The sequence below is a fragment of the Ketobacter alkanivorans genome (assembly GCF_002863865.1).
Taxonomy (GTDB): Bacteria; Pseudomonadota; Gammaproteobacteria; order Pseudomonadales; family Ketobacteraceae; genus Ketobacter; species Ketobacter alkanivorans.
This window is the reverse complement of record NZ_CP022684.1, coordinates 4,023,013-4,039,753: the sequence shown is the minus strand read 5'-3', so window position 1 is coordinate 4,039,753 and position 16,741 is coordinate 4,023,013. Positions and strand designations below refer to the sequence as shown.

Below are 16,741 nucleotides of genomic sequence, written 5' to 3'. Positions count from 1 at the left end.
CACTTAATCCTTGATGCGGTATTCGGCAGAACGGGCGTGGGCGGTGAGGCTTTCACCACGCGACAACACCGAAGCGACTTTACCCAGCTCGGATGCCTTCTCTGGCGTACACATAATCAACGAGCTGCGCTTTTGGAAGTCATAAACACCCAGCGGTGACGAGTAGCGGGCTGTACCGGATGTAGGCAGTACGTGATTCGGCCCGGCACAATAATCACCCAGCGCTTCAGCGGTGTAGCGCCCCATAAAAATGGCACCGGCGTGACGCACTCGCTGAGCCATGGTTTGCGGATCTTCCACCGACAGCTCCAAATGCTCTGGCGCGATACGGTTGATCAGCTCTACCGCCTGATCCAAATCCTGCACCTTGATCAGTGCTCCCCGGTTCTTCAGCGACACGCGCGCGATGCTTTCCCGCTCCAGTGTCGGCAACAGCTCTTGTAGCGACTGCGCGACCCGCTCGATGAAATCGGCATCAGGCGACACCAATATGGACTGGGCATCTTCATCGTGCTCCGCCTGGGAAAACAGATCCATGGCAATCCAGTCGGGGTTAGTTTGCCCATCACAGACCACCAGAATTTCGGAAGGGCCAGCAATCATGTCGATGCCCACCTGCCCAAACACCATGCGCTTGGCGGTGGCCACATAGATATTGCCAGGGCCAACAATTTTATCCACTCGTGGCACGGTTTCCGTCCCATAGGCCAACGCCGCTACTGCTTGAGCGCCGCCGATGGTGATTACTTTATCCACGCCGGCAATCTTGGCAGCAGCGAACACCATTTCGTTCACTTCACCGCCGGGCGTAGGCACCACCATCACGATCTCTTTGACACCGGCCACTTTGGCGGGAATGGCGTTCATCAGCACCGAGGATGGGTAGCTGGCCTTGCCGCCGGGCACATAGAGCCCAACCCGATCCAGCGGGGTTACTTTCTGCCCCAGCAGGGTGCCGTCGGCTTCGGTGTAGCTCCAGGAATCCTGCTTCTGATGCTCATGATAAGCCCGCACCCGCTCGGCAGCCACTTGCAAGGCCACCCGCTGATCCGCCGGAATGCGATCCAACGCATCCTGCAATCGGCTGTCTGGCACCACCAGGTCGGCCAGATCCGTGATTGCCATGTGATCGAAGCGATTGGTATGCTCAAGCACCGCGGCATCGCCACGCTGACGCACGCTTTCGACGATCTCATGCACCGCTGTCTGCACCCCATGGTCGGATACACTCTCCCAGGCCAGCAGGGCGTCGAGGCGCTGCTCAAAATCGGCTTGGTTGGCGTCCAGTCGGGTGATGTCCAGGGTCATGGGATAGTCCTCACGATAGTCGGGCATTAATGCGGTTTAGGGGTTAACGGTTATTCTCAACAGCCTCGGCCAGCTGGTCAATCAGGCGCTGAATGACGCTGTGCTTCATTTTCATGGAGGCCTTGTTGACGATCAGCCGCGAGCTGATGGTAGCAATCAGCTCCGTAGGCTCCAAGCCATTGGCACGCAAGGTGTTGCCGGTATCGACGATGTCGACAATTTTGTCCGCCAGCCCCACCAAAGGCGCAAGCTCCATGGAACCGTACAGCTTGATGATTTCAACCTGCTCGCCTTTCTCGGCGTAATACTGCTTGGTGATGTTTACGAACTTGGTGGCCACTCGCAGGCGCCCTTCCGGCTCTGCCACATCTTTTTTAGCGGCCACCATTAACTTACAGCGGGAGATGTTCAGATCCAGAGGCTCGTATACGCCACGAGCACCATGCTCCATCAACACATCTTTACCCGCCACACCAATATCCGCAGCCCCATGCTCCACAAAGGTGGGCACGTCGGTGGCGCGAATAATGATGATATCCACGTTGGGGTTACTGGTGGGAAAGATCAGCTTGCGGCTTTTGGAAGGCTCTTCCAGCAGCTCGATACCCGCCGTTTTCAGCAGCGGCAGCGTTTCATCCAGTATGCGCCCCTTGGACAGGGCAATGCGTATTCTTGCTGTCATGATGCACTCTTTCTTTACGATGGTATGCGGTGAATGGTCGCACCCAGCATTTGCAGTTTCTCTTCAATACATTCGTAGCCACGGTCGATGTGGTAGATACGATCCACCAGGGTATCACCATCGGCCACCAACCCGGCCAGAACCAACCCGGCTGAAGCCCGCAGATCGGTGGCCATAACCGGCGCACCGGTAAGGCGCTCAACCCCTTTGATGATGGCGGTATTGCCTTCCAGATGGATGTCCGCCCCCATACGATTCAACTCGGAGACGTGCATAAACCGGTTTTCAAAGATGGTTTCTATAATGGTGCCAGTGCCCTCCGCCACCGCATTCAAGGCGGTGAACTGGGCCTGCATATCCGTGGGAAAAGCAGGATAAGGTGCTGTACGAATATTAATCGCTTTGGGGCGATTACCTTTCATATCCAGCTCGATCCAGTCATCTCCTGTGATCACCGTCGCGCCCGCGTCTTCCAGCTTGGCCAGCACCGCATCCAGAATATCCGGGCGAGTATGCTTGACCTTCACCTTGCCACGGCTGATGGCTCCCGCCACCAGATAGGTGCCCGTTTCGATACGATCAGGAATCACGGTGTATTCACAGGCATGCAGGCGCTCTACACCGTTAATAATAATGGTGTCAGTGCCTGCACCCTTGATATCAGCGCCCATGGCCGTCAGGCAATCTGCCAGATCCACCACTTCCGGTTCACGGGCAGCGTTCTCCAGAATGGTCTGACCATCAGCCAGCGCGGCAGCCATCATCAGGTTTTCGGTGCCGGTTACGGTTACGGTTTCCAACACGATACGGGCGCCTTTCAGGCGGCCCTTGCTGTAGGCATGGATGTAACCGCCCTCGACAGTAACGTCAGCACCCATGGCCTGCAGGCCGTGAATGTGCAGATCCACCGGGCGACTGCCGATAGCGCAACCTCCGGGCAGGGAAACATGGGCCTCACCGAAGTGAGCCAGCATCGGGCCCAGCACCAGAATGGACGCGCGCATGGTTTTGACCAGAGCATAGGGCGCATCCAACTGCTTGATGGTATTGGCTTCCACTTCCACATTTAACTTGTCGTCAATGATCAGCTCCACCCCCATCTGACCGAGCAATTCGATCATGGTGGTAATGTCCTGCAGATGCGGCAGGTTGCAGACCTTCATCTTTTCATCACACAGCAGGGTCGCTGCCAGCACAGGCAAGGCAGAGTTTTTTGACCCGGAAATGCGGATTTCACCGTTGAGACTGCCGCCCCCGGTGATAATCAGTTTATCCATGTTGAGGCCTCGTGCAGATCAGAATCCAGGGATACCCAGCTTTTTCTGGGATTCCCACTCGGATGGGGTGTAGGTATGCATGCTGACGGCGTGCAGTTCGCCACTGGCAATCAGTTCGTTCAGGCAGGCATATACCAACTGTTGTTTTTTAACGGAACGCAAGCCCTCAAAGGCTGCAGAAGCCACGGCGACGAGGCATTTATTGCCGTCCAGTCGTACCATGGCCTGAGCACCCTCAATACCGCTTTCGAGGCGCTGTTGAATATCTTCGGCTGTGATCATTTAGAACTACCCGGGATCGTTGGGGTTTGAAAGGCGACATTGTAAACAAATTCGACGCTAAAATCAGGAAGAAAAGGGAATCACCGTATCCAGACTGCTGACCCGGCTTACGTCCAGCATATCGTCCGGCGCATTGACAAAAACCAGCGTCTTACCCAGCACCTGGGCCATGCGTAACCAGCACATCAATACCGAGATCCCCACACTGCCAACCCGCCCAACCTGAGACAAATCGACACTGATTCGATCCGCCATACCGGGAATCAGCTTCTGACCTTCACTGCGCAAGCGGGTGGCGGAGGCAAACAGCATGTCGCCACTGATGGCCAATTGATTATCGCTCACCCGGATCAGGCTTACACCAAGGCCGGACAGCCCATTGCTGCTAGGGCTCATCGGATACTCTTCCCACCAGAAACTTGGCAATCAGATCTTCCAGCACCAATGCTGACTGGGTGTTGTAGATTTCGCTGCCTTCCACCAGGTTCTCAAGCTCGGCGCCTTGGCTGAGGCCTATGTACTTCTCGCCCAGCACCCCAGCGGTCAAAATAGCAGCACTGGTGTCGCTGGAAAGGTTGTCCACATTTTTGTAGATTTCCATTTCCACTACCCCGACGAAGTCTTCCCGATCCAGATAGATATTAGTAACCCGGCCGATTGTGACGCCCGCCATGGTCACTTTGGCCCGCGCGGTCAGACCGCCAATGTTCTCGAACTTGGCAGAGATGCGATACACCTCTTCAGCAGAGTTCATCGACAGGCCACTCACCCGCAGAGCCAGAAATATTATTGCCAGCAAGCCAATCAGCATGAATCCACCAACCGCCAACTCCAAGGTACGCATGCGCATTTTACAGTTCTCCAAACATGACTGCGGTTAAAATAAAGTCTAATCCCAGTACCGCCAGGGAGGCATAAACCACCGTACGGGTGGTAGCCCGACTGATACCTTCGGAAGTGGGCACTGTATCGTAGCCCTGGAATACCGCGACCCAGGTAACCACAATGCCGAATACGACGCTTTTGATGAAGCCATTCATCACGTCATCACCCCACTCCACACTGCTCTGCATATTGGACCAGAAGGAGCCGCCGTCTACGCCCAACCACAGCACTCCCACCACATAGGCACCCATCACCCCCACACTGGAGAAGATAATGGCCAACGTGGGCATACAGATAAAACCGGCCCAAAAGCGGGGTGATACGATGCGGCGCAAAGGGTCTACACCAATCATTTCCAAGCTGGCCAACTGTTCGGTTGCCTTCATCAGGCCGATCTCTGCGGTCAGCGCAGACCCCGCCCGCCCGGCAAACAACAACGCGGTCACCACTGGCCCCAGCTCCCGCAACAGGGTCAGCGCCACCATTTGACCCAGCGCCTGCTCACTGCCGTATCGATTGAGAATGTTATAGCCCTGCAAGGCCAGCACCATGCCAATGAACAGGCCGGACACCAATATAATGACCATGGAGAGCACACCCACCGAATAGATCTGCCTGACCAATAACGGCGCATTGGTGCGCAGATCCGGCAGCGCCCACAGCGAGTGGAACAGAAACAGCCCGGAGCGACCCAGGGCCTCAAGCATCTCCAGCCCGGAACGGCCAAATGCTGCAATTCGATCTATCACAATGAACTGCCTCTGAGAAAATCGTCTTCCAGGCTCGGTGCTGGAAAGTGGAAAGGAACCGGCCCATCCGGCAGCCCCTGCATAAACTGACGTACCATGGGCAGATCAGAATTCATAACTTCGTCGGCACTGCCGCGGCCGATCACCTCACCGCCGGAAATCACATAAATGTAATCGGCAATGCTGGCAGCCTCCTGTACATCATGGGACACCACAATGCTGGTATGGCCCAACGCATCATTTAACAGCCGTATCAGCTGCACAACCACCCCCATGGCCATGGGATCCTGCCCCGCAAAGGGCTCATCGTACATAACCAGATCCGGATCCAGCGCAATGGCCCGCGCCAATGCCGCCCGCCGTGCCATCCCGCCAGACAGTTCGCTGGGCATCAGATGCTTGGCACCACGCAGCCCTACTGCCTGTAATTTCATCAAGACAATATCGCGAATCATGTCTTCGGGCAGGTCGGTGTGCACCCGCAGGGGGAAAGCAACGTTCTCATACACCGACAAATCCGTGAACAGCGCTCCGCTCTGAAACAGCATGCCCATCTTACTGCGCACATCGAACAATTCACTGCGACCAAGATCCGGAACATTGTGGCCATCGACAATAATTTTACCCGTGTCCGGCTTCAGCTGCCCCCCGATCAGGCGCAACAAGGTGGTTTTACCGGTACCGCTGGGCCCCATGATGGCGGTGACCTTGCCCTTGGGAATATCGATATTTACATTGTTGTAAATAGTTCGATCACCGCGCATGAACGTCATATCGCTGATTTCGACATAGTTTTTAGCGTCGGTTTGATCGATTGGTGCTGAATCAGATGCCATGCAGCTGCTGTTTCCCGGTTCGTTCCAGTTCCACTAGGGAGCAATCCCACTAGAATAAGGTGCAGAACTATATCACTATGTCCGTAAAAGGAAAAACGACTGTTCACCCTTGCATGGTGTGCGCTTTCTCATTACATTGCATGCCGACTTCATCTGAGGATTTTCAGTCATGCTGCTTGCCTTTTTTGCCATTGTTGCCGGACTTGTTTTACTGGTCTGGAGCTCGGATAAATTTGTAGACGGTGCAGTAGGGCTGGCGGAAGGCCTGGGCATGTCCAAAGCCATGATCGGGCTCACCATCGTCGCCTTAGGCACCTCTGCACCGGAGATCGTGGTGTCCATCATGGCCGCCCTGGAAGAAGCACCCGAACTTGCCCTGGGCAATGCCATTGGTTCCAACATCGCCAATATTGGCCTGGTGTTGGGCGTAACGGCATTGATCGCCGCCTTACCCGTTACCTCCGGCCTGCTCAAAGAAGACCTGCCTGCCTTGCTGGCGGTCACTGCTGTCGTTGGCTTCCTGTGCAGCGACAACCTCATTTCCATGCAGGACGGACTGGCCATGATGGCCATGCTGATACTGCTCATGTACCTGATGTTCCGCTACAAAAAAGAACACAGCGACGAACTGATCACACCAGACATAGAAGAAAGCATTCCAGACCTGCCGCTGAAACAATCCATCTTTTGGTTCATAGTGGGCACAACAGTACTGATCGGATCATCCCGCATTCTGGTTTGGGGAGCCATAGAAGTAGCCACCGCCCTCCAGGTCAGCGAAGTCATCATCGGGCTGACCATTGTCGCCATCGGCACCAGCCTGCCGGAGCTGGCGGCCTCCGTTGCCAGCGCCCTGCGCAAGCAACACGACATTGCCCTGGGCAACATAATTGGCTCCAACATACTGAACCTGCTGGCAGTACTGTCTGCCGGAGCCGTTATCTTCCCCATTGAAGTGACCCCCGTAAGCCTGGTGCGTGATTATGGCACCATGGCTGCCATCACTCTGCTGCTGGCGGCCTTTATATGGTGGCCCCGCAAGAAACGCCAGCTATCCAAGCTGGAGGGGCTCATTCTGCTGACAGCCTACGTCGGTTATCTTGGATATCTGTATCAGCAGAGCGTTACCGCCTGAGGCCATTTAGTTTACACTGTGAACATAACGCAGTTAGTTAACCGATTTGAACCATCGAACACCACTGGGACGAGAATGAGCACAAATCACGACAACTTTGACTTTATCCAATCAGGTCAACGAGTTATTGAAATCGAGGCCAGTGCGGCCCTGGCGCTCAAAGAACGCATTGATGACAACTTCAAGAAAGCCTGCCAACTGATTCTGCAATGCAAAGGCCGCGTCATTGTGACCGGTATGGGCAAGTCCGGCCATGTGGGTAACAAAATTGCAGCCACTCTGGCCAGCACCGGCACCCCGGCCTTTTTCGTTCATCCCGGAGAAGCCAGCCACGGCGACCTGGGCATGATCACCGGCGATGATGTCGTAATCGGTATCTCCAACTCAGGTAAAACCGAGGAAGTCCTGAACATTGTGCCCCTCATCAAGCGCAAAGGTGCCCCCCTGATCAGCATGGCTGGCGATGCCAAATCCATGCTGGCCACACAGGCCGACGTACACCTGGACATCAGCGTCAAAGAAGAGGCCTGCTCCCTGGGCCTGGCGCCCACTGCAAGCACCACCGCCACATTGGTCATGGGAGATGCACTGGCGGTGGCACTGCTGGAAGCACGCGGCTTCACTGCCGATGACTTTGCACTGTCTCACCCCGGTGGCAGCCTGGGTCGCCGCCTGTTATTGCTGGTTGAACACATCATGCATGTAGGGGACAAAATCCCCCTGATCAAACAAGGCGTCACCATCAGCCGGGCGCTGCTGGAAATGAGCAGCAAAGGCCTGGGAATGACCGGCATCCTCAACGACAACGACGAACTGGTGGGCATCTTTACCGATGGCGATCTGCGTCGCATGCTGGATCAGGGCATGGACATCCAGACCACCATGATTGAAGACGTTATGTCCAAAAACCCCAAGACCATTCACCCCCACATACTGGCGGTGGAAGCACTGAACATAATGGACAAAAGCAAAATCACCGCCCTGATGGTAGTGGACAACAACAAACCGGTTGGCGCACTCAACATGCACGACCTGCTGCGCGCAGGAGTGGTATAAGAATGATGACCGAAGAGCTGCAACGCAAAGCCCAAGCCATCAAACTGGTGGCCTTTGACATTGATGGCATCATGACCGATGGCCGCCTCTACTTCACCAGCCTCGGCGATGAGATCAAAGCCTTCAACGTAAAAGACGGCCTGGGCCTGAAGTTACTGCGAGACTCTGGTGTGGAAGTGGCCATCATCACCGGCCGCACCTCAGAGCTGGTGAACCGCCGCGCCCGCGACTTAAAAATCGGCAAACTGATTCAGGGTCGCGAAGACAAAAAAATCGCACTGCAGGAACTCATGCAACAAGAAGGCCTGAGTGTAGATCAGGTAGCCTACATGGGCGACGACCTACCCGACCTGCCCGCCATTCGACTGGCGGGGCTGGGCGTCACGGTCTCCGATGCCTTGCCTATCGTGCGACAACACGCAGATCTTATCACCGAAGCCAAAGGTGGCGACGGAGCGGTGCGAGAATTCTGTGACTGGCTGATGCTGGCCCAAGGTAACCTCAATTCCATTCTGGAACCCTATCTGAGCTGATGAAACAACAAAACCAACTGATTCTAAGCAGCTTGTTTCTAGCACTTTTCGTGGTGGGCACCTACACCTACATGAAATGGGATCAGTGGTTCAGCCCCAAACAGCATGCAAGCACCACCTACGACCAACCCGACATGGTCGCCATAGAATTGCAGCAGCACAGCTACGACAAACACGGCAACAAAGAGTTTCTGCTGGATGCAGAATCCATGCTTCAGTACGTTGCCAGCAATCGCAACCTGATGGTCAAACCCACCATCACCTTCTTTGAGCAGCAACAAGAATCCTGGAAAACCAGCGCTGCCAGCGCCACCTCTGATAACGAAGCCAACAAATTGAACCTCTCCGGCAATGTTACCGTTGTTCAGCAGGGCGTGCGGGAAGCCGCCGTACTGGAAACAGAAACCCTCATACTCTATCCGCGGGAATCCTACGCCACCACCGACGACAAAGTCGTGATCAGGCAAAGCGGCGTCTATATAGAGGCAACCGGGCTGGATGCAGACCTTACCAACAACCGAATTACGTTACGCCACAAAGTCACCAGTATTTATGAACCTGAAAAATCTTAAACAGCTGACCTGCTGGATGATCCTGCTAAGCGCAGCCCCCGTGGCACAGGCGCTGGACAGCGATCGCCAACAGCCGCTGAAAATTGTCGCAGACACCGCCGTAATTGACGAAAAAGACGGCACCGCACTCTACACCGGCAACGTGGTATTGACTCAGGGCACCCTTCGCATCGCTGCCGACTCCCTGAAAATCAGAACCGAAAACGGCAAAGTGGATATCGTTATGGCTGAAGGTGATCCCGCCCTGTTCTCACAGGTACCCGAGCCCAACCAGGCGGAAGTCATCGCCAAAGCCAAAAACATCGATTACATGGTGCGCGATCAGAAACTCCTGCTAAAACGCAAGGCTTCCATCGTGCAAGGCGAAAACATCTTTCGCGGCGAAGAGATCGTTTACGAAATCCAAAGCCAGCGCTTGCAAGCACTGGGACAGACCCAGGATCACCAGCCCGGCGACATAAAAGGCCGAGTGGAAATGATTCTGCCATCGGCGGCAGAGCCTGCACCGCAAACAGCGCCTGCTCCCGCCCCAACAGAAAAGGCCATACCTGCATCATGAGCCGCCTGACAGCATCCAATCTAGCCAAAAGCTACAAAGGTCGCGCCGTGGTGGAAGATGTCTCCATCACCATCGAAAGTGGCCAGATCGTCGGGCTACTGGGCCCTAACGGTGCCGGTAAGACCACCTGTTTCTACATGATCATCGGCATAGTCCCCCAAGACAAAGGCCGCATCGTGATAGACGATACCGAAATCACCCACCTGCCCATGCACGGGCGCGCCGCCAAAGGCATCGGCTACTTGCCCCAGGAAGCCTCCATCTTTCGCCGCCTCAAGGTAAAAGAGAACATCATGGCGATTCTGGAAACACGCAAAGACCTGAACAAAAAGCAGCGCCAGGCCAAACTGGACGAACTGCTGGCGGAGTTCCACATTGGCCACATTGCCGAATCCCAGGGTATGGCCCTGTCCGGTGGTGAGCGCCGCCGGGTAGAAATCGCACGGGCACTGGCCACCGACCCCGCCTTCATCCTGCTGGATGAGCCCTTCGCCGGGGTCGACCCCATTTCCGTTGCGGATATTAAACAGATTATCAGCCATCTGCGGGATCGCGGCTTGGGCGTACTGATCACCGACCACAACGTGCGGGACACCCTCGACATTTGCGAGAAAGCCTTTATCGTCAGTGAGGGCCATATTATCGCCGAAGGTGAGCCCTCACTCATCCTGCAAAACCAGAAAGTACGCGAGGTTTATCTGGGCAACCAATTTCATATGTAAAAGTTCTAAGTAATTTCAGGCATGTAAATTGCTTTGCGGGCTGACTGCTCTTACAATTAAAGCATCGCAGTTGAAATACGGCCCAACTAAGCTGTTGAAAACAGGCCAATAATTGGCTGCCTAAAACGTCAACAAGGCCGTGACACCCCACTAAAACTGGTCGTTGAAGAAGTTGAATTAGGTATCAATGAAACCAACCTTACAGCTCAAAATTGGTCAACACCTTACTATGACGCCCCAGCTGCAGCAGGCCATACGCTTGCTACAGCTCTCCACGCTGGATCTGCAAACCGAAATTCAGGAAGCACTGGAGTCCAACCCCCTACTTGATGTGGATGAGTCAGGATCGGATAACGACAGCGGCGACACAAGCGAACAAAATACCAGCGACAAAAGCACCGAAACCACCAACGAAAAAGAACCTGTCGTGGACTTTTCCCAGTCCAGCGACAGCAGTGAAGCCAGCTCAACCACCAACGAAGATGCCCCCGTCGACCTGGAAGGCAAAGAAATGCCCGGCGAGCTGCCCGTGGACAGCGACTGGGATACCTTATACGACGGCACCGCAGGTTCCGGTGGCAGCACCAGCTTCGACGACGATGACTTCGACTATGACAGCCGTAACAGCGCCCCGGAATCAATCTATGACTCCTTGATGTGGCAGCTGAACCTGACCAACATGTCCGACATGGACCGCATGATCGCCATGGCCATCATTGAAGGCGTCAATGCCAAAGGCTATCTCACCCAATCCGTAGAGGACATCCGCGACGGCGTACTCGCCCAGCAGGACGTAGTGGCAGACCTGGTACGCCTGCAGCAGGCCGAACTGGAAGCCATGGGCATCCAACTGGAACCCGAAGAAGGCGACGACGGCAGCGCCATCTCACTGGAAGAAGTGCTGGCCGTACTGCACCGCATTCAACAATTTGATCCCCCCGGTGTGGCCGCCCGAGACCTGCGGGAATGCCTGCTGATCCAGCTCAAACAGGAGCCAAAAGGCGACCCAACCCGAGAAGACGCTATTTTGGTCGTGGAAATGTTTCTGGATGCCCTCGGCTCTCGCGACTTTGCCACCATCATGCGCAAGGGCAAGCTATCAGAAACCCGTTTAAAAGCCGCCATCGAGCTGATCCAGGCCCTGAACCCCTACCCAGGCAGCAGCATTGAATCCGATGACACCCAATACGTCATCCCCGATGTCATTGTCAGCAAAGACAAAGGCCGCTGGCGAGTAGAACTGAACCCGGAGGCCACCCCCCGCCTGCGAGTAAACAGTGGCTACGCCTCCCTGATACAGCGGGCCGACAACAGCAGCGACAACACCTTCCTCAAAAACAACCTGCAGGAAGCCCGCTGGTTTATCAAAAGTTTACAAAGCCGTAACGAAACCCTGCTGAAAGTAGCCACCAAGATCGTCGAATATCAGATCGGCTTTCTGGAAGAGGGCGAAGAGTCCATGAAGCCATTGGTTTTACACGACATTGCCGAAGCCGTAGGCATGCACGAATCCACCATCTCCCGAGTAACCACACAGAAATTCATGCATACGCCCCGCGGCATATTTGAGCTGAAATACTTCTTCTCCAGCCACGTCAGCACTGCCTCGGGGGGCGAATGTTCATCCACCGCCATTCGCGCCATTATCAAGAAGCTGGTTGCAGCAGAAAATCCAAAAAAACCGTTGAGCGACAGTAAAATTGCCAACATACTGGAGGAACAGGACATCAAGGTTGCCCGGCGCACGATCGCCAAATACCGCGAGGCTATGATGATTCCCCCTTCCAATGAAAGGAAACGATTGGTTTGACCTCTGGTCATAGAATACAGAGTTGAACATCATCGGTGCCCTTCTGGCCGATGCTATACCAAACCCAAACGCGCCAGCCAATGGGTTGCAGTAAAACAAACCACGATTAAGGAGTGGCCTATGCAAATCAATATCAGCGGACATCACGTAGACGTTACGGACGCACTGAAAGACTACGTTGCCGATAAAATGCAAAAACTCGAACGCCATACCGACGACATCACCAGCATCCAAGCCATCCTGAGTGTCGAAAAGAACCGACAAAAAGCCGAAGCAAAAATTCATGTAAAAGGCGCTGACCTGTTTGCCAACGCCGAATCCGAAGACATGTATGCGGCCATCGACATGATGACCGACAAACTTGATCGCCAAGTGCTGAAGCACAAAGAAAAATCCAAGAGCTGGTAAACAAGGCGATTAACTCCAAAGGTTGTAATAAGGTTAATTGATAACGATGGAACTTGCTGAAATCATCAGTCCGCAACGGGTTTTTGAAGACGTACCTGGCGGCAGCAAAAAGAAAGTTCTGGAAACCGCTGCTGGGCTTATTGCCCAGCAGTACCCCGAACTGGACCCCAACGAATTGTTCGACAGTCTTATATCAAGGGAAAAGCTTGGCAGCACAGGCCTGGGCAAAGGCATCGCCATCCCCCATTGCCGTGCACAGCATTGCAACAACGTTATAGGTGCCTTCATCAAACTCGAAAGTGGCGTGGATTTCGACTCCATTGATCACGAACCCGTGGACATGCTGTTTGTGTTATTGGTGCCGCAAGATGCGCATGAAGAACATCTTAATGTTCTCGCCAAAATCGCCGCCATGTTTAACGATGAAACACGCCGCAACACACTGCGCAATGCACATTCATCCGATAGCATCTACGATGCCCTCGTCACTCCCGTATAAAGGTAATATGCCATGAAGCTGGTCGTAATCAGCGGTCGCTCCGGATCAGGAAAAACCACTGCATTACACGTGCTTGAGGACATCGGCTACTACTGCGTTGACAACCTCCCCGTCACATTGTTGCGGGATCTGATGAGCGAGCTGGCAACGCGCACTGCCCCCCGCATCGAAGAAGTTGCCATTGGCATAGACGCCCGCAACAGCGTAACCCAGCTGGAAAAACTCCCCAACGTATTGCGAGAGCTAACCGCAGACGGCATCGACAGTCAGGTTATCTACCTGGACGCCGGAGATGAAGCACTGATAAAACGCTTCAGCGAAACCCGTCGCCGCCACCCCATCAGTAACGACACCAACACCCTCAAAGAAGCCATTGTGCGCGAACGGGAAATGCTGAACCCGGTAGCATCAAGCGCCAGCCTGATCATCGACACCAGCAACCTCACCCTGCACGAACTGCGCGACCAAATCAAAATGCGAGTGGCCGAAAACCAGGATGGCATGGCCATACTGTTCCAGTCATTCGGTTTCAAAAATGGCATTCCCACCGATGCCGACCTGGTATTCGATGTGCGCTGCCTGCCCAACCCACACTGGATCAGCCAGCTGCGCAGCCAAAGCGGCCTTGATCAAGGCGTGCAGGAATTTTTGCAAGGCCATCAACCGGTAACCGAGATGGTGCACGACCTCACCACATTTCTAGAAACCTGGCTGCCCCGCTTTGCTGCCAACAACCGCAGCTACATGACCGTTTCCATTGGCTGCACCGGAGGCCAACATCGCTCAGTGTACGTCACAGAACAACTGTGTCAGTACTTCAAAACGCGCCTTGGCAATGTTCAGGCTAGACACCGGGACTTGTAAGCTGTTTTAATCAGGGCTGCTGTAATTGTGTGAGCCACTATGAAACTGGAAAAATCCATTACCATCATCAACAAACTGGGATTGCACGCCCGCGCCGCCTCCAAACTGGTGGGCACAGCCTCCCGCTTCGAAAGCAAAATAATACTGAACCGCAGCGGGCAAGAAGCCGACGCCAAAAGCATCATGTCTGTTCTCATGCTGGCGGCCAGTCAGGGCACCGAACTGCAGATCACCATCAAAGGTGCCGACGCAGAAGAAGCCTGGGATCACGTGGCCACCCTGATCAACAACCGCTTCGACGAAGACGAATAAGCTCCTTCTGGTCATCTTATCCACAACTCGCTAGAATGGCCCACCCAATTCAGGAATACCCTCTACCCTAACATACCAGCAACAGGAGGTGATCAGTGGCCAAATCACAAACCAGCCATGAAACCCAAGATCAGCTCCATGCCTTTCTGGATGCACTCCACAGCGGAGCCTTTGATGAAATTCGGCGCATGCTGCGGGGCATGTCACCGGCTGAAGTGGCAAGGCTCATCGAATCCACACCGTTGCGGGCCCGTAACCTGCTATGGCAGCTCATCGACAAAGAAGACGAAGGGGAAGTTCTTCAATACGTAAATGAAGAACTGGCTGCCCATTTTCTGCGTCATCGCAACACAGAGGACATTGTCAGCCTGGTCGAAGGCTTCGACACCGATGACTTCGCCGACCTGTTGCAGGAACTGCCCAAAACCGTCATGCGGCAGGTACTGGATTCACTGGATGATCAAAACCGCTACCGCATCGAAACCATCCTGGGCTATCCCGAAGACACTGCCGGTGGCCTTATGGACACCGACATCATCACCATTCGCCCGGACATATCGCTGGATGTGGTGCTGCGTTACCTGCGCCGCCATGAATCCCTGCCGGACACCACTGACAACCTGCACGTAGTCAATCGCACCGGGCAATTTGTCGGCATTCTGCCACTCACCAAACTGCTGATCAAAGATCCCGGCATGAGTGTGCGCGAGGCAATGAACACCGATGCCAAAGCCATACCCGCATCCACCCCGGCCCGAGAAGTAGCGCAGACATTCGAACGAGAGGATTTGGTCACCGCACCGGTGGTGGATGATAACGGTGTGCTGCTGGGCCGAATCACCATCGATGACGTAGTCGACGTTATCCTCGAAGGTGCCGACCACTCCCTCATGAGCATGGCCGGTATGGATGAGGATGAAGACACCTTCGCCCCTGTATGGAAAACCACCCGCCGCCGCGCAGTGTGGTTAGGCATCAACCTGCTGACTGCGTTTCTCGCCTCCTACATGATCGGCCTGTTCGAAGGCACACTGGAAAAAGTCGTGGCGCTCGCCGTGCTCATGCCCATCGTCGCCAGTATGGGTGGCATCGCTGGCAACCAAACCCTCACCTTGGTCATTCGCGGCATGGCCTTAGGGCATGTAGGATCAGCCAACGTTCGCTGGCTGATCAGCAAAGAGATGGCCGTCGGGTTTCTCAATGGGATCTTATGGTCAGCCGTAGTGGGCACCATTGCCACCCTCTGGTTTAACGACATCATGCTGGGTGCCGTACTTGCCACCGCGATGATCATCAACCTGCTGATTGCCGCCATGGCCGGGGCCTCTCTGCCGATGCTATTGGATAAAATGGGCATCGATCCCGCTTTGTCGGGCGGGGTTATTTTAACCACGGTGACCGATGTAGTGGGCTTTTGCTCATTTCTTGGCCTGGCCACACTCTACTACACCTAACCACACCACCTCTCATAGCCAAAAGCTATGGATTTAATAGAAAAATCAATTCGCTAGCCGCTCAACAGGTCTGACAAATACCCTAGTAATCTGCTAAAGTGTTGCCTCTAAACCGTGTGTAGAGACAACCATTAACTTAAGAGGGGACATGAACATGGCCTTCACTTTGCCTGAACTGCCTTACGCAAAAGACGCGCTGGCACCGACCATTTCTGCAGAAACTCTGGAATTCCATTACGGTAAGCATCACCAGACTTACGTTGATAAACTCAACGGACTGGTTCCCGGCACCGAATACGAAGGCAAAAGCCTGGAAGACATCATCAAGACTTCCTCCGGCGGCGTATTCAACAACGCAGCCCAGATCTGGAACCACACCTTCTACTGGCACAGCCTCAGCCCCAATGGCGGCGGCGAACCCACTGGTGCAGTAGCAGACGCTATCAATGCTGCTTTCGGTTCATTTGCCGATTTCAAAGCCAAATTCAACGATTCAGCCGTGAACAACTTCGGTTCCAGCTGGACCTGGCTGGTTAAAAAGGCTGATGGCTCACTGGCCATCGTCAACACCAGCAATGCTGGCACCCCGATCACTGAAGACGGTGTCACCCCGCTGATCACTGTTGACCTGTGGGAGCACGCCTACTACATCGATTACCGTAACGCCCGTCCAAAATACCTGGAAGGCTTCTGGAATCTGGTGAACTGGGATTTTGCGAACGAAAACTTCGCTAAGTAACGCCTAGCCTCCAGCGCTTTACAAAAAGGCTTGCACCAAATCAGTGGTGCAAGCCTTTT

The 16,741-nt window shown here is 54.5% G+C and carries 21 protein-coding genes; 13 read left to right on the top strand and 8 right to left on the bottom strand.

Going from position 1 to position 16,741, the window contains the following annotated elements; all coding sequences use genetic code 11:
- Nucleotides 1-3 precede the first annotated feature (3 nt).
- The 8 genes from hisD to Kalk_RS17250 all read right to left on the bottom strand — a co-directional run bounded on the left by hisD (nucleotide 4) and on the right by Kalk_RS17250 (nucleotide 6,019).
- The gene (gene hisD / locus Kalk_RS17285; protein WP_101896376.1) at nucleotides 4-1,308 is read right to left on the bottom strand and encodes a histidinol dehydrogenase; all 1,305 of its coding nucleotides are present in this window, start codon (nucleotides 1,306-1,308) and stop codon (nucleotides 4-6) included.
- A gap of 43 nt (nucleotides 1,309-1,351) precedes the next feature.
- Nucleotides 1,352-1,990, bottom strand: a complete 639-nt coding sequence (hisG, locus tag Kalk_RS17280; RefSeq protein ID WP_101895441.1) for an ATP phosphoribosyltransferase — start codon at nucleotides 1,988-1,990, stop codon at nucleotides 1,352-1,354.
- Between the two features lie 14 nt (nucleotides 1,991-2,004).
- The gene (gene murA / locus Kalk_RS17275; protein WP_101895440.1) at nucleotides 2,005-3,267 is read right to left on the bottom strand and encodes a UDP-N-acetylglucosamine 1-carboxyvinyltransferase; all 1,263 of its coding nucleotides are present in this window, start codon (nucleotides 3,265-3,267) and stop codon (nucleotides 2,005-2,007) included.
- 18 nt (nucleotides 3,268-3,285) lie between these two features.
- Nucleotides 3,286-3,549, bottom strand: coding sequence for a BolA family protein (locus Kalk_RS17270; protein ID WP_101895439.1), 264 nt, complete (start codon nucleotides 3,547-3,549; stop codon nucleotides 3,286-3,288).
- 63 nt (nucleotides 3,550-3,612) lie between these two features.
- A complete protein-coding gene (locus tag Kalk_RS17265) occupies nucleotides 3,613-3,945 on the bottom strand; it encodes an STAS domain-containing protein (protein WP_101895438.1) in 333 nt (110 codons plus the stop codon).
- The gene (mlaD, locus tag Kalk_RS17260; RefSeq protein WP_101895437.1) at nucleotides 3,935-4,399 is read right to left on the bottom strand and encodes an outer membrane lipid asymmetry maintenance protein MlaD; all 465 of its coding nucleotides are present in this window, start codon (nucleotides 4,397-4,399) and stop codon (nucleotides 3,935-3,937) included. Before mlaD ends, Kalk_RS17265 begins: the two co-directional genes overlap by 11 nt.
- 1 nt (nucleotide 4,400) lies before the next feature.
- On the bottom strand, nucleotides 4,401-5,183 hold the full coding sequence (gene mlaE, locus Kalk_RS17255) for a lipid asymmetry maintenance ABC transporter permease subunit MlaE (protein WP_101895436.1): 783 nt from the start codon (nucleotides 5,181-5,183) through the stop codon (nucleotides 4,401-4,403).
- Nucleotides 5,180-6,019, bottom strand: coding sequence for an ATP-binding cassette domain-containing protein (locus Kalk_RS17250; RefSeq protein WP_101895435.1), 840 nt, complete (start codon nucleotides 6,017-6,019; stop codon nucleotides 5,180-5,182). The genes mlaE and Kalk_RS17250 overlap by 4 nt, the downstream gene beginning before the upstream one ends.
- A gap of 169 nt (nucleotides 6,020-6,188) precedes the next feature.
- Here Kalk_RS17250 and Kalk_RS17245 point away from each other — a divergent pair, with 169 nt between their 5' ends.
- From Kalk_RS17245 to sodB, 13 genes are all read left to right on the top strand, one after another.
- Complete coding sequence (locus Kalk_RS17245; RefSeq protein WP_101895434.1) at nucleotides 6,189-7,154, top strand: calcium/sodium antiporter; 966 nt, start codon at nucleotides 6,189-6,191, stop codon at nucleotides 7,152-7,154.
- A 75-nt stretch (nucleotides 7,155-7,229) separates the two neighbouring features.
- On the top strand, nucleotides 7,230-8,210 hold the full coding sequence (locus tag Kalk_RS17240) for a KpsF/GutQ family sugar-phosphate isomerase (protein WP_101895433.1): 981 nt from the start codon (nucleotides 7,230-7,232) through the stop codon (nucleotides 8,208-8,210).
- A gap of 2 nt (nucleotides 8,211-8,212) precedes the next feature.
- Complete coding sequence (locus tag Kalk_RS17235; RefSeq protein ID WP_199767950.1) at nucleotides 8,213-8,743, top strand: KdsC family phosphatase; 531 nt, start codon at nucleotides 8,213-8,215, stop codon at nucleotides 8,741-8,743.
- Nucleotides 8,743-9,315 (top strand): LPS export ABC transporter periplasmic protein LptC, encoded by a 573-nt coding sequence (gene lptC, locus Kalk_RS17230; RefSeq protein WP_101895432.1) that lies wholly within the window; start codon nucleotides 8,743-8,745, stop codon nucleotides 9,313-9,315. Before Kalk_RS17235 ends, lptC begins: the two co-directional genes overlap by 1 nt.
- On the top strand, nucleotides 9,296-9,874 hold the full coding sequence (gene lptA / locus Kalk_RS17225; RefSeq protein WP_158643554.1) for a lipopolysaccharide transport periplasmic protein LptA: 579 nt from the start codon (nucleotides 9,296-9,298) through the stop codon (nucleotides 9,872-9,874). The genes lptC and lptA overlap by 20 nt, the downstream gene beginning before the upstream one ends.
- Nucleotides 9,871-10,596 carry an LPS export ABC transporter ATP-binding protein gene (gene lptB / locus Kalk_RS17220; protein ID WP_101895430.1) on the top strand — a complete coding sequence of 242 codons (726 nt, stop codon included), beginning with the start codon at nucleotides 9,871-9,873 and terminating at the stop codon, nucleotides 10,594-10,596. Before lptA ends, lptB begins: the two co-directional genes overlap by 4 nt.
- 187 nt (nucleotides 10,597-10,783) lie before the next feature.
- Nucleotides 10,784-12,406 (top strand): RNA polymerase factor sigma-54, encoded by a 1,623-nt coding sequence (locus tag Kalk_RS17215; RefSeq protein WP_101895429.1) that lies wholly within the window; start codon nucleotides 10,784-10,786, stop codon nucleotides 12,404-12,406.
- Nucleotides 12,407-12,526: 120 nt separating this feature from the next.
- Nucleotides 12,527-12,814 (top strand): ribosome hibernation-promoting factor, HPF/YfiA family, encoded by a 288-nt coding sequence (gene hpf, locus Kalk_RS17210; RefSeq protein ID WP_101895428.1) that lies wholly within the window; start codon nucleotides 12,527-12,529, stop codon nucleotides 12,812-12,814.
- Nucleotides 12,815-12,860: 46 nt separating this feature from the next.
- Complete coding sequence (gene ptsN / locus Kalk_RS17205; RefSeq protein ID WP_101895427.1) at nucleotides 12,861-13,313, top strand: PTS IIA-like nitrogen regulatory protein PtsN; 453 nt, start codon at nucleotides 12,861-12,863, stop codon at nucleotides 13,311-13,313.
- A 12-nt stretch (nucleotides 13,314-13,325) separates the two neighbouring features.
- Nucleotides 13,326-14,177 carry an RNase adapter RapZ gene (gene rapZ, locus Kalk_RS17200; protein WP_101895426.1) on the top strand — a complete coding sequence of 284 codons (852 nt, stop codon included), beginning with the start codon at nucleotides 13,326-13,328 and terminating at the stop codon, nucleotides 14,175-14,177.
- Between the two features lie 39 nt (nucleotides 14,178-14,216).
- The gene (locus tag Kalk_RS17195; RefSeq protein WP_101895425.1) at nucleotides 14,217-14,489 is read left to right on the top strand and encodes an HPr family phosphocarrier protein; all 273 of its coding nucleotides are present in this window, start codon (nucleotides 14,217-14,219) and stop codon (nucleotides 14,487-14,489) included.
- A gap of 95 nt (nucleotides 14,490-14,584) precedes the next feature.
- Nucleotides 14,585-15,943, top strand: a complete 1,359-nt coding sequence (gene mgtE, locus Kalk_RS17190) for a magnesium transporter (protein ID WP_101895424.1) — start codon at nucleotides 14,585-14,587, stop codon at nucleotides 15,941-15,943.
- Between the two features lie 154 nt (nucleotides 15,944-16,097).
- Entirely contained in the window at nucleotides 16,098-16,682 is a 585-nt protein-coding gene (gene sodB, locus Kalk_RS17185) for a superoxide dismutase [Fe] (protein WP_101896374.1), read from the top strand.
- Nucleotides 16,683-16,741 lie beyond the last annotated feature (59 nt).